The sequence below is a fragment of the Sinomonas halotolerans genome (assembly GCF_039615075.1).
GTDB lineage: Bacteria > Actinomycetota > Actinomycetes > Actinomycetales > Micrococcaceae > Sinomonas > Sinomonas halotolerans.
Genome location: NZ_JBDFRB010000010.1, coordinates 29,772 through 42,053, shown reverse-complemented (window position 1 = coordinate 42,053; position 12,282 = coordinate 29,772). Strand labels below are relative to the sequence as shown.

Annotated in this window: 10 protein-coding genes; 4 read left to right on the top strand and 6 right to left on the bottom strand. The window is 71.0% G+C overall.

Going from position 1 to position 12,282, the window contains the following annotated elements; all coding sequences use genetic code 11:
* Window positions 1-214: 214 nt before the first annotated feature.
* From gap to secG, 4 genes are all read left to right on the top strand, one after another.
* Entirely contained in the window at window positions 215-1,222 is a 1,008-nt protein-coding gene (gap, locus tag ABCQ75_RS11685; RefSeq protein WP_345885550.1) for a type I glyceraldehyde-3-phosphate dehydrogenase, read from the top strand.
* Between the two features lie 38 nt (window positions 1,223-1,260).
* Complete coding sequence (locus ABCQ75_RS11680; protein ID WP_345885549.1) at window positions 1,261-2,505, top strand: phosphoglycerate kinase; 1,245 nt, start codon at window positions 1,261-1,263, stop codon at window positions 2,503-2,505.
* Between the two features lie 126 nt (window positions 2,506-2,631).
* Complete coding sequence (gene tpiA / locus ABCQ75_RS11675; protein WP_345885548.1) at window positions 2,632-3,444, top strand: triose-phosphate isomerase; 813 nt, start codon at window positions 2,632-2,634, stop codon at window positions 3,442-3,444.
* A gap of 55 nt (window positions 3,445-3,499) precedes the next feature.
* Window positions 3,500-3,757, top strand: a complete 258-nt coding sequence (secG, locus tag ABCQ75_RS11670; protein ID WP_345885547.1) for a preprotein translocase subunit SecG — start codon at window positions 3,500-3,502, stop codon at window positions 3,755-3,757.
* 142 nt (window positions 3,758-3,899) lie between these two features.
* On the opposite strand, the gene pgl is transcribed toward secG, so the two are convergent.
* From pgl to tkt, 6 genes are read right to left on the bottom strand one after another with little or no spacing between them, the layout of a single operon-like run.
* Window positions 3,900-4,718, bottom strand: coding sequence for a 6-phosphogluconolactonase (pgl, locus tag ABCQ75_RS11665; protein ID WP_345885546.1), 819 nt, complete (start codon window positions 4,716-4,718; stop codon window positions 3,900-3,902).
* A complete protein-coding gene (locus ABCQ75_RS11660; RefSeq protein WP_345885545.1) occupies window positions 4,708-5,649 on the bottom strand; it encodes a glucose-6-phosphate dehydrogenase assembly protein OpcA in 942 nt (313 codons plus the stop codon). Before ABCQ75_RS11660 ends, pgl begins: the two co-directional genes overlap by 11 nt.
* Window positions 5,646-7,199, bottom strand: coding sequence for a glucose-6-phosphate dehydrogenase (gene zwf / locus ABCQ75_RS11655; protein ID WP_345885544.1), 1,554 nt, complete (start codon window positions 7,197-7,199; stop codon window positions 5,646-5,648). The genes ABCQ75_RS11660 and zwf overlap by 4 nt, the downstream gene beginning before the upstream one ends.
* A 25-nt stretch (window positions 7,200-7,224) precedes the next feature.
* The gene (locus tag ABCQ75_RS11650) at window positions 7,225-8,841 is read right to left on the bottom strand and encodes a glucose-6-phosphate isomerase (protein WP_345885543.1); all 1,617 of its coding nucleotides are present in this window, start codon (window positions 8,839-8,841) and stop codon (window positions 7,225-7,227) included.
* 2 nt (window positions 8,842-8,843) lie between these two features.
* The gene (gene tal / locus ABCQ75_RS11645) at window positions 8,844-9,965 is read right to left on the bottom strand and encodes a transaldolase (RefSeq protein ID WP_345885542.1); all 1,122 of its coding nucleotides are present in this window, start codon (window positions 9,963-9,965) and stop codon (window positions 8,844-8,846) included.
* 30 nt (window positions 9,966-9,995) lie between these two features.
* A complete protein-coding gene (tkt, locus tag ABCQ75_RS11640; protein WP_345885541.1) occupies window positions 9,996-12,128 on the bottom strand; it encodes a transketolase in 2,133 nt (710 codons plus the stop codon).
* Window positions 12,129-12,282: the final 154 nt, after the last annotated feature.

The window sequence follows — 12,282 nt, the reverse complement described above, 5'->3', positions numbered from 1 at the left end:
CATTCCGTGCGGAAGGGCCTGTCGGTTCCCCGGCAGGCCCTTTCGCCGTAGGATGGGGGTTCGGGAGGGCCGGACAGGCCTTTCAGCCATGGACGATGGAGCTCGGGCTGTCGGCCTTTCCTCGTGCAAATCTCTGCCCAATGAAGTGCGGGACCGTCAGACAGTTCGAGCATTCACCCTTGGGTGCTCGACTGAGCATCAAGGAGATCGACGAGTGACCACTCGGATTGGCATCAATGGCTTTGGCCGCATCGGCCGCAACTTCTTCCGCGCCGCCCTCGCGCAGGGCGCGGACCTCGAGATCGTGGCCGTCAACGACCTCACGAGCCCCGAGACCCTGGCGCACCTGCTGAAGTACGACTCCGTCACGGGACGCCTCTCCGAGTCGGTCGAGGCCCGCGAGGGCTCGCTCGTCGTGGGCGGCAAGGAGATCAAGGTCCTGGCCGAGCGCGACCCCGCCAACCTCCCCTGGGCGGACCTCGGCGTGGACATCGTCGTCGAGTCCACGGGCTTCTTCACCAAGGCCGCCGACGCCAAGAAGCACCTGGCCGCCGGCGCGAAGAAGGTCATCATCTCGGCTCCCGCCACGGACGAGGACGTCACGATCGTGATGGGCGTCAACGACTCCGTCTACGACGCGGGCGCGCACGACATCATCTCGAATGCCTCCTGCACCACCAACTGCCTCGGCCCGCTCGCCAAGGTCATCAACGAGGCCTTCGGCATCGAGCGCGGCCTCATGACGACGGTCCACGCCTACACGGCCGACCAGAACCTCCAGGACGGCCCGCACAAGGACCTCCGCCGCGCCCGTGCCGCCGCGATCAACATGGTCCCCACGTCGACCGGTGCCGCGAAGGCGATCGGCCTCGTCCTGCCCGAGCTCAAGGGCAAGCTCGACGGCTACGCGATCCGCGTCCCCGTTCCGACCGGCTCGGCCACCGACCTCACCGTCACGGTCTCCCGCGAGGTGACCAAGGACGAGGTCAACGCAGCGGTCAAGGCCGCGGCCGAGAGCGCCGAGCTCAAGGGCATCCTGACCTACACCGAGGACCCGATCGTCTCCTCGGACATCGTCACCGACCCGGCATCCTCGATCTTCGACGCCGGCCTGACCAAGGTCATCGGCAACCAGATCAAGGTCGTCTCGTGGTACGACAACGAGTGGGGCTACTCGAACCGTCTCGTGGACCTGACCGAGCTCGTCGCGTCCAAGCTCTGAGCGGCGTAACGAACAGGGAACTCGGATAGCCTGAGTCCATGACTGCACACACTCTCGACGAGCTGCTCGCCGATGGTGTCCGCGGGCGGCACGTCCTGGTCCGGTCGGACCTGAACGTGCCGCTCGACGGTTCCACCGTCACGGATGACGGCCGCGTCCGCGCATCCCTCCCCGTGATCCAGAAGCTGGCCTCCGCCGGCGCACGGGTCATCGTGATGGCCCACCTCGGCCGCCCCAAGGGAGCGCCGGATCCGAAGTACTCGATCAGGCCCGCTGCCGACCGCCTTGCGGAACTCGGCGCGAGCGCCGGCCTGACGGTCCAGCGTGCCGAGGACACCGTGGGGGAGAGCGCCCGGGCCCTCGCGGCGTCCCTCGGGGACGGGCAGGTCCTCGTCCTCGAGAACGTGCGCTTCGACGCCCGCGAGACGAGCAAGGACGAGGCGGAGCGCGCGGCGTTCGCGCGTGAGCTCGCTGCCCTCACGGGGGAGAAGGGCGCGTACGTCGACGACGCCTTCGGTGCCGTGCACCGCAAGCACGCCTCGGTGTTCGACATTGCAAAGGTCCTTCCCGCCTACCTCGGCGAGCTCGTCCGTGCCGAGGTCGAGGTGCTCCGTCGCCTCACCGACGGTGCGGACCGGCCCTACGTCGTCGTCCTCGGCGGCTCGAAGGTCTCGGACAAGCTCGCGGTGATCGACAACCTCATCGGCAAGGCCGACAAGCTCCTCGTGGGCGGCGGCATGCTGTTCACCTTCCTGGCCGCGAACGGCCACAAGGTCGGCGCCAGCCTTCTCGAGCAGGACCAGATCGGCACCGTCCAGGACTACCTCGCGCGTGCGGCGGCGGCGGGCACCGAGTTCGTACTGCCCACCGACGTCGTGGTCGCGTCCGGCTTCGCCGCCGACGCCGAGCACGAGGTCGCCGCGGCGGACGCGATCGAGGGCACGGCCTTCGGAGCCGCGGGCATCGGCCTCGACATCGGGCCCGAGACTGCCGAGGCGTTCGTGCGCGAGATCAAGGGCGCGAAGACCGTCTTCTGGAACGGCCCCATGGGCGTCTTCGAGTTCCCCGCCTTCGCGGCCGGCACAAAGGCGGTGGCCCAGGGCCTCGCCGACGCCACCGCGAACGGCGCGCTCACGGTCGTCGGCGGCGGCGACTCCGCCGCGGCCGTGCGGACGCTCGGCTTCGAGGACGGCCAGTTCGGCCACATCTCGACCGGCGGCGGCGCGAGCCTCGAGTACCTCGAGGGCAAGGAGCTCCCCGGCCTCACGGCGCTCGGCGCCTAGCAGCAGCGCGGACCGCCACCGCGGAGCGGGCGCGCGCGACCACCCCGGGGCCGGGCCCAGCAGACACTCGAATGCTCTGCTGCGCCCGGCCCTTTCCCTTCCACCGACCCACCGCCAGGAGGCACCGTGACCAGCTCGACCAACGGCACGTTCGACCGCACCCCGCTCATCGCGGGCAACTGGAAGATGAACATGGACCACGTCCAGGCCATCACGCTCCTCCAGAAGCTCGCCTGGACCCTCGACGACGCGAAGCACGACTTCGGCCGCGTGGAGGTCGCGGTGTTCCCGCCGTTCACCGACCTCCGCGGCGTGCAGACGCTCGTGGCCGGGGACGACCTCCCCGTCGCGTACGGCGGGCAGGACCTGTCCCAGTTCGACTCGGGCGCCTACACGGGGGACATCAGCGGCCAGTTCCTCGCCAAGCTCGGCTGCCGGTACGTGCTCGTCGGCCATTCCGAGCGCCGCACGGTCCACGGCGAGACCGACGAGGTCCTCAACGCCAAGACCAAGGCGGCCTTCCGCCACGGCCTCGTGCCGCTCCTGTGCGTGGGGGAGGGCCTCGAGGTCCGCCAGGCCGGCACCCATGTCGAGCACACCCTCGCCCAGCTGCGCGCCGATGTCGAGGGGCTCACGGCCGAGCAGGCCGCGCAGCTCGTCGTCGCCTATGAGCCGGTGTGGGCCATCGGCACCGGAGAGGTCGCCGGCCCCGAGGACGCGCAGGAGATGTGCGCCGCGATCCGCGCCGAGCTGACCACGCTGTTCGGCCAGGAGTCCGCTGCCGGGACCCGTCTGCTGTACGGCGGCTCGGTCAAGTCGGGCAACGCGGCGGCGATCCTGGCCGAGGCGGATGTGGACGGCGTGCTGGTCGGCGGTGCGAGCCTCGACGCCGCCGAATTTGCTAGCATTGTCAGGTTCGAGAGCCACGCGGCGGCCTAGCCAGTCCGCACGACGGCGAGAACCGACTCCCTGCGAGAAAGGCCGGATCCCCTAAGTGGAAGTCCTCACGATCATCCTGCAGATCCTGCTCGGCATCACGAGCCTGCTGCTCACGCTCCTCATCCTCATGCACAAGGGCCGCGGTGGTGGGCTCTCCGACATGTTCGGCGGCGGCATGTCCTCCGGACTCGCCTCGTCGGGTGTGGCGGAGAAGAACCTCAACCGGTTCACGGTGGTCCTCGGACTCACGTGGGGGCTTGTGATCATCGCACTGGGGCTCATCATGCGCTTCTCGAACGTCGGGGACTCCTGACCCGTCCCTGACGCGAGCACCACGAAGGGGGCGGGAGCAGCGCATGCTGCTCCCGCCCCCTTCTGCTGTCCCGGACGAGCCCGGGGCCCGGGGGCCCGGAGCCCGGGCTCCAAGCGGTCGGCGAGCCCGGACGGGGGTGCCGTCAGGCCGAGGCGGGCTCCTTGCGGACCAGTTCCTCGGGGACCTTGGCCGCCGCGGCGGCGTCGATGAGCCAGAGCGTTCGCGACCGGCCGCGAGCACCGGCAGCGGGGACCTGGACATGGCCGGCCCCGGCGAGGGCGAGCCCGACCGCGCCAGCCTTGTCCTCGCCCGCCACGACCATCCACACTTCCTGCGCCGACTTGATGGCCGGGAGCGTGAGGGAGATGCGCGAAGGCGGCGGCTTCGGCGCGTTCTCGACTCCCACGACGAGCCGCTGGGTCTCCCGGATTCCCGCCATCTCGGGGAACAGGGAGGCGATATGGGCGTCCGGCCCCACGCCGAGCAGGAGGATGTCGAACCGGGGGAGACGTCCCGGCGCGTCCGGCCGGGCGTCCGAGTAGTCGGCCGCATGCTCCGCAGCCGCAGCCTCGGCGAGGCGGCGCTCATAGTCCGCTGCGGCGTCGTCCGCCGTGGCGAAGTCTCCCGCGGCGCCCGGCACGTGCACCCGCTCCGGGGCGAACGGGAGCGCGTCGAGGAGCGCCTCGGCGGCCTGGCGGCTGTTGCGCTCGTCCGAGTCCGCGTCGACGAAGCGCTCGTCGCCCCACCAGACGTTGACCTTCGACCAGTCGACGGCCGGGCACGCCGGGGACTCCGCCACGGCGCGCAGCGTGCCGATGCCCATGCTGCCGCCAGTGAGCACGACAGTCGCCTCGCCGTACCGGTCCTGCACATCCACGAGCTTCGTGATGAGCCGGGCTGCGATCGCCGCGAGGAGGACTGACGAGTCGGGATGGATGCTCACACGGGGATCAGCGCTCACTCGGCTGCACACTCCTCAGGTTGGTGCGCGCGAGACCCGATGCGAGGACTTCACCGAAGACCTCGTCCGGATCGAGCCTGCGCAGTTCTTCGGAGAGGCAGTCTTGCAGACTCCGCCGCGGGAGGGCAATCCGCTGCGCCGGCTGGTCCGGCTGCGTCAGCTCGGCGACCGTGAGGCCCGGCCGGTAGAGCTGGATGTCCCCCGCCGCGCGGTGCAGCCGGACCCGGCGGATGCCGGTCCCGGCGGGGTCCGCGACGATCGTGACCGGCGTGCCGAGCGCGAGGGCGAGCCAGGACGCGAGGAGGACCGTGCTGGGCGAATCCGAGGCGCCCTCCACGGTGACTGCCGTGACCGGGCTCGAGTCTGCCTGGTCCAGGGCCGCCGCGAGCTGGATCCGCCAGTTGGTCAGGCGGGTCCATGCGAGGTCCGTGTCCCCTGCGCTGTACGTCTCCCGGAGGTGGAAGAGCGCGGCCGTCGGGTCGGACTCGTTGCCGGAGTCCGTGATCCGGCGATGGGCGATGCGTCCGATCGAGGTCGCCCCGGCATTGCGGGGGGCACCGTGGGGCCACCACGCCACGATCGGCGCGTCAGGGAGGAGCAGCGCTGCGACGAGCGACTCGCTCTCCTCGGCGAGCCTGCCGTAGCCGCGCAGGACGATGACCTCCGACGCGCCGGCGTCGCCGCCCACACGGATCTGGCCGTCGAGCCGGTCGGCGGACTCCCGCCCCGAGTCCACGAGGACGATGATGCGGCAGGGGTGCTCGCGGCTGGCCTGGTTGGCGGCCTCGATCGCCTCCTCCTCGAACCCATGCTTGGTGATGACCACGAGCGTGAGCACCCTGCCGAGGGCAACGGCCCCGCCGCGGTGGCGCAGGTTGGTGAGCTCCTTGGAGATCTTCGAGGTGGTGGTGTTGGGCAGGTCGATGATCATGGCCGCCTCCAGGAACGTCCGTCACGGGCCAGGAGGGCGTCCGCGGACGCCGGGCCCCAGCTTCCGGGGGCGTAGGGCTCGGGCTGCTCACCCGTCCCGGCCCAGTAGTCCTCGAACGGGTCGAGGATCTTCCACGAGAGCTCGACCTCCTCGTGCCGCGGGAACAGCGGGGGCTCGCCGAGCAGCACGTCGAGGATGAGGCGCTCGTACGCCTCGGGGGATGACTCCGTGAACGCATGGCCGTAGCCGAAGTCCATGCTCACGTCGCGCACCTCCATCTGCGTCCCCGGCACCTTGGACCCGAAGCGGATGGTCGCGCCCTCGTCAGGCTGGACGCGGATCACCACGGCGTTCTGGCCGAAGTCGGCGTCGGCCTGGTCGAGGAACAGGAGGTTCGGCGCCTTCTTGAAGACGACGGCGATCTCGGTCACCCGGCGTCCCAGCCGCTTGCCCGCCCGGAGGTAGAACGGGACTCCCGCCCAGCGGCGCGTGTTGATGTCCAGGCGGATCGCGGCGTACGTCTCGGTGGTCGAGTCGGCGGGGATGCCCTCCTCCTCGAGATAGCCCTGCACCAGCTCGCCGCCCTGCCAGCCGCCCGCGAACTGGCCGCGGGCCGAGTGGGTCGAGAGGTCCTCGGGGAGCCGGACGGCGGCGAGCACCTTCTCCTTCTCCGCGCGCAGGTGGTCGGCGTCGAACGAGATGGGCTCCTCCATGGCCGTGAGCGCGAGCAGCTGGAGCAGGTGGTTCTGGATCACGTCGCGGGCTGCGCCGACGCCGTCGTAGTAGCCCGCGCGGCCGCCGGTCCCGATGTCCTCGGCCATCGTGATCTGCACATGGTCCACGTAGTTCGCGTTCCACAGGGGCTCGAAGAGCTGGTTCGCGAACCGGAGGGCCAGGATGTTCTGGACCGTCTCCTTGCCGAGGTAGTGGTCGATCCGGAACACCGCGTCGGCGGGGAACACGGATTCGACGATCTCGTTGAGCTTGCGCGCCGAGGCGAGGTCGTGCCCGAACGGCTTCTCGATGACCACGCGGCGCCACTTGCCCTCCTCGGCCTGCGCGAGCCCGTGCTTGGAGAGCTGGCGGCAGACCTGCTCGAAGGCCTTGGGCGGGATCGAGAGGTAGAACGCGTGGTTCCCGCGCGTCCCGCGCTTCTCGTCGAGGTCGTCGATCGTGTCCTTGAGGCGCAGGAACGCCTCGTCGTCGTCGAACGAACCCTGGACGAACCGCACGCCCTCGTTCAGCTGGGCCCACACGTTCTCGTCGAAGGGGGTCCGGGCGTACGCCTTGACGGACTCCTTGACCTCCTCGGCGAAGTCCTCGCGCTCCCAGTCCCTCCGGGCGAACCCGACAAGCGCGAAGCTCGGAGGGAGGAGGCCGCGGTTGGCGAGGTCGTACACGGCCGGCATGAGCTTCTTGCGGGCGAGGTCGCCCGTCACCCCGAAGAGGACGAGCGACGACGGCCCGGCGATGCGGTTGAGCCGGCGGTCCCGCGGATCGCGCAGGGGGTTCGCCGGCCGCTTCACAGCGCCGTTCTCGTTGACAGGCATACTCTGCTTTCGTGTAGGGGCCGGATCAGGCCTGTGCCCGCAGCGAGGCTGCAGTCTCGAGGACCTTCTCGACGCCGGCCCTGCGGTCGGTGAGGTGCAGGCGCAGGACGGGACGGCCATGCTCGGCGAGCACCTGCGCGTCTCCCGCCGCCTGCGCGGCGATGAGCTCGCCGAAGGTGAAGGGCCTGCCGGGGATGTCCACGTCCTCGTCCGCGTCCGCGGTGATCTGGAGGAAAACCCCCACGGCCGGTCCGCCCTTGTGGTACTGGCCGGTCGAGTGCAGGAAGCGCGGCCCCCAGCCGAACGTGGCCGGGCGGCCGGTCGCGGCGGCAAGCGCGTCGCGGACCTGCTCGAGTTCACCGAACGCGAGACGGTCGAGGTACGCCTGGACGCTCACGTATCCGTCCTCGCCCAGCTCGCCGAGCACTGCGCGGACGGCCTCGGTGACCGTTGCGGCGCCGTCGAGCCACTCGCCCCCGCGGACCTCGACGGAGCCCTCTGTGAAGACGGCCGGGGTCGGCTCAGGACGCGCGTCCAGGAGGCCGCGGGCTGCGACCTTGGCGGCCTCGACGTCAGGCTGGTCGAAGGGGTTGATGCCGAGCAGCCGGCCCGCGACGGCAGTCGCGAACTCCCACAGCAGCATCTGGGCAGCGAGCCCGCCGCCCACGGCGACCTCGTGGGCACCCACCTGCGGGTCGGCGTCGGCCGAGACCAGGCGTACGACGAGGACGTCGTCAGCGCCCGAGGAGACCTCGGGGGAGTCCACGGACGCCACGACCGGCAGCACGCCGCGGCCGATCTTGCCGGTCGACTCGGCGATGAGCTGCTCGGCCCAGTCTGCGAAGCCCGCGATCCCGGAGCCGTCCTCGACGATCACGATCTTGTCCCGGAGCGGGGACGTGCCGCCGAGGGCTGCGCCGAGCTGGAGGCCGATGTTGTCCGCGGAGTCCTCGCGCAGGAGCTCGGCGGCCTCCTCGGCCTCGTCGAGGAGGGCCTGGATGTCGACGCCCGCCAGGCCCGAGGGCACGAGGCCGAACGCCGTGAGGGCGGAGTAGCGGCCGCCAACGGTCGGGTCGGCGTTGAACACCGCTCGGTAGCCCGCCTCGCGGCTCGCTGCGTCGAGCGGCGAGCCCGGGTCGGTCACGATGATGATGCGGCGCGTCGCGTCGATGCCGGCCGCCGTGAACGCGGCCTCGAAGGCGCGTCGCTGCGAATCAGTCTCCGCAGTCGAGCCGGACTTCGAGGACACGACGATGGCCGTGGCCTCGAGGCGCTCGTCGAGGGCGGCACGGACCTGCTCAGGGTCGGTCGAGTCGAGGACGACGAGGGGCACACCCGCCGTCGCCGTGATGACCTCGGGGGCGAGCGAGGAGCCGCCCATCCCGCAGAGCACGATCCGGTCGATCCCCTCGCCGCGCAGCTCGTCGCGCAGGGTGAGGATGTCCGCCACAAGTGGCTGCGAGACGGTGGCCGCCTCGACCCAGCCGAGGCGCTTGGCCGACTCCTCCTCCGCCTCCGTACCCCACAGCGTGTGGTCCTTGGCGAAGATCCGGCTGGCAACGGCGTCGTCCGCGAGGGCAGCAGCGTGCGCCTCGACGGCGGCCCGGGCCGCGCCCGTCGCGTCGAAGGAGAGTGCGCTCATGCTCAGACCCCCTTGGCGGCGGAGGCCTGGGCGAGGCCGGCCTCGATGTCGCCGAGGAGCTCGTTCCAGGAGGCGACGAACTTCTCCAGGCCCTCGGACTCGAGGACGGCGACGACGTCGTTGTAGTCGATGCCGAGCGCGGCGAGGGCGTCGAGGTGGGCGTTGGCCTCGGCGTAGGTGCCGGTGACGGTGTCGCCCGTGACCTGGGCGTGGTCGTAGGTGGCCTCGAGGGTCTTCTCGGGCATGGTGTTCACGACGCCGGGGGCGACCAGGCCGGTGACGTAGAGGGTGTCGGGCAGGTTCGGGTCCTTGACCCCGGTGGAGGCCCAGAGCGGGCGCTGGGGGCGGGCACCGGCGTCGGCGAGGAGCCTGAACCGCTCGGAGGAGAACTCCTCCTGGTAGACCTGGTAGGCCAGGCGGGCGTTGGCGAGGCCGGCCTGGCCCTTGAGCGCGGCGGCCTCCTCGGTGCCGATGGCCTCGAGGCGCCTGTCGATCTCGGTGTCCACGCGGGAGACGAAGAACGAGGCCACGGAGTGGATCTGGGACAGGTCGTGGCCGTTGGCCTTGGCCTTCTCCAGGCCCAGGAGGTAGGCGTTGACCACGGCGCGGTAGCGGGTCAGGGAGAAGATGAGGGTCACGTTGACGCTGATCCCGGCGCCGAGGGTCTCGGTGATGGCCTCGAGGCCTTCGAGGGTCGCGGGGATCTTGATGTGCACGTTGTCCCTGCCGACCTTGGCGTGCAGCTTCTTCGCCTCTGCGATCGTCGCGGCGGTGTCCCACGCCAGGCGCGGATCGACCTCGATCGAGACGCGGCCGTCGACGCCGCCGGTGGCCTCGGCGACGGGGGCGAAGAGGTCGCACGCGTCGGCGACGTCGGCGGTGGTCAGCTCGAACACGGCGTGCTCGACGTCGGCGCCGGCGGCGGCGAGCTCGGCGAGCTGGGCGTCGTAGCCGTGGCCCTTGGTGATGGCCAGGTGGAAGATCGTCGGGTTCGTGGTCACGCCCACGACGTTCTTCTCCTCGATGAGGGCCTTGAGCGAGCCGTCGGTGAGGCGGGAGCGGGAGAGGTCGTCGAGCCAGATCGAGACGCCGGCGTCGGAGAGTGCCTGGGTGGGGGTGGTCATGGTGCTGCTCCTGATGAGGGTCGGTGCGGGTCAGGCGGTCGCGGAGGCGATGGAGTCCTTCGCCGCGGCGGCGACGGCCTCGGCGGTGATGCCGAACTCGCGGAAGAGGGTCTTGTAGTCGGCCGAGGCGCCGTAGTGCTCGAGGCTGATGCTGCGCCCGGCGTCGCCGACGAATTCGGCCCAGCCCAGCGCCAGGCCGGCCTCGACCGAGACGCGGGCCTTCACCGAGGACGGGAGGACGGACTCGCGGTAGGCGGGGTCCTGGGCCTTGAACCACTCCACGCACGGCATGGACACGACCCGGGCCGCGATGCCCTCGGCGGCCAGGGACGCGCGGGCCTCGACGGCGAGCTGGACCTCGGAGCCGGTCGCGATCAGGACCACGTCCGGGGCGGCCTCGGCCCCGTCGCGCTGGGCCTCGGCCAGGACGTAGGCGCCCCGGGCCGTGCCTGCGGCGTCGCCGAACGCGCCCTGGCCGCGCTCCCAGACCGGGAGGTTCTGGCGGGTCAGGACGATGCCGGCCGGGTTGGCAGTGTTCTCCAGGATCGTCTTCCACGCCCATGCGGTCTCATTGGCGTCCGCGGGGCGGACGACGTCCAGGCCCGGGACAGCGCGCAGCGACGCGAGCTGCTCGACCGGCTGGTGGGTCGGGCCGTCCTCGCCCAGGCCGATCGAGTCGTGCGTCCACACGTAGGTCGAGGGGATGCCCATGAGCGCCGAGAGGCGGATCGCGGGGCGCTGGTAGTCGGAGAAGATCAGGAACGTGCCCGAGAACGCCCTGGTCTTCCCGCCGAGGGTGATGCCGTTGACGATCGAGGCCGCGGCGTGCTCGCGGATGCCGAAGTGCAGCACCCGGCCGTACGGGTTGCCCTTCCACGCCGCGGTCGAGCGGGAGGAGGGGATGAACGACGGCGAGCCCTCGATCGTGGTGTTGTTCGACTCGGCCAGGTCCGCCGAGCCGCCCCAGAGCTCGGGGAGCACGGGCCCGATCGCGTTGAGCACCTTGCCGGAGGCGGCGCGGGTCGAGACGTCCTTCCCGGCCGGGAACTCGGGCAGGGACTCCTCCCAGCCAGCGGGCAGCTCGCGGGCCTCGATGCGGGCCTGCAGCTCCGCGGCCTCGGCGTTCGCGTTCTTCCAGGCGTCGAAGGACTCCTGCCACGCGGCGCGCTCGGAGCGACCGCGCTCGAGGGCGCCGCGGGTGTGGGCCAGGACCTCGGGGTCGACCTCGAAGGACTTCTCCGGGTCGAAGCCCAGGACGCCCTTGAGCGCGGCGACCTCCTCGGCGCCCAGGGCGGAGCCGTGGATCTTGCCGGTGTTCTGCTTGTTCGGCGCCGGCCAGCCGATGATGGTGCGAAGGGAGATGATCGAGGGGCGGCCGGTCTCGGCCTTGGCCGTGACGAGGGCGTCGTAGAGGGCGTGGACGTCCTCGGCGTACTCGCCCGTGGCGGTCCAGTCCACCCGCTGGGTGTGCCACCCGTAGGCCTCGTAGCGCTTCAGGACGTCCTCGGTGAAGGCGATGTCGGTGTCGTCCTCGATCGAGATGTGGTTCTCGTCGTAGATGACCACGAGGTTGCCCAGCTCCTGGTGCCCGGCCAGAGAGGAGGCCTCGGCCGTCACGCCTTCCTGGAGGTCGCCGTCGGAGGCGATGACCCACACGGTGTGGTCGAACGGGGACTCGCCCGCGGCGGCCTGCGGATCGTAGAGGCCCCGCTCGCGGCGCTGGGAGTAGGCGAAGCCGACCGAGGACGCCAGGCCCTGGCCCAGCGGCCCGGTGGTGATCTCCACGCCCGCGGTGTGCTTGTACTCCGGGTGGCCCGGGGTGGCCGAGCCCCATGTGCGCAGCGCCTGGAGGTCCTCGACCTCGAGGCCGTACCCGGCCAGGAACAGCTGGATGTACAGGGTCAGGGAGGAGTGCCCGGGGGAGAGGATGAACCGGTCGCGGCCGATCCACGCCGGGTCCGAGGGGTCGTGCCGCATGAGCTTCTGGAACAGCAGGTACGCCGCCGGGGCCAGGCTCATCGCCGTGCCCGGGTGCCCGTTGCCCACCTTCTGCACGGCATCCGCCGCCAGGACACGCACCGTGTCCACCGCCTTGCGGTCCAGATCCGTCCACGTCAGTTCTTGCACATCCACAGCAGGCACGAAGACCGAGCCCCTCTCCATTGCTGACGGCGTGCAGCTTCCGATGAGCCCGTGCGAACGGTGGGCCCGCGGAAGTCTGCCAGCCGTTCACCATCGAAACGTTGTCTCACGGATGCTCCCGCCCGCTGGCGGACAGGCCTGGCAGCATTGCCTCGGCCATTGCGCGCACGCCGGC

Coding starts and splice junctions, on each gene's coding strand:
- zwf (WP_345885544.1), bottom strand. CDS start 7,199: ATGCCTGTCAACGAGAACGGCGCTGTGAAGCGGCCGGCGAACCCCCTG.
- tkt (WP_345885541.1), bottom strand. CDS start 12,128: ATGGAGAGGGGCTCGGTCTTCGTGCCTGCTGTGGATGTGCAAGAACTG.
- ABCQ75_RS11680 (WP_345885549.1), top strand. CDS start 1,261: ATGACTGCACACACTCTCGACGAGCTGCTCGCCGATGGTGTCCGCGGG.
- tal (WP_345885542.1), bottom strand. CDS start 9,965: ATGACCACCCCCACCCAGGCACTCTCCGACGCCGGCGTCTCGATCTGG.
- ABCQ75_RS11660 (WP_345885545.1), bottom strand. CDS start 5,649: ATGATCATCGACCTGCCCAACACCACCACCTCGAAGATCTCCAAGGAG.
- ABCQ75_RS11650 (WP_345885543.1), bottom strand. CDS start 8,841: ATGAGCGCACTCTCCTTCGACGCGACGGGCGCGGCCCGGGCCGCCGTC.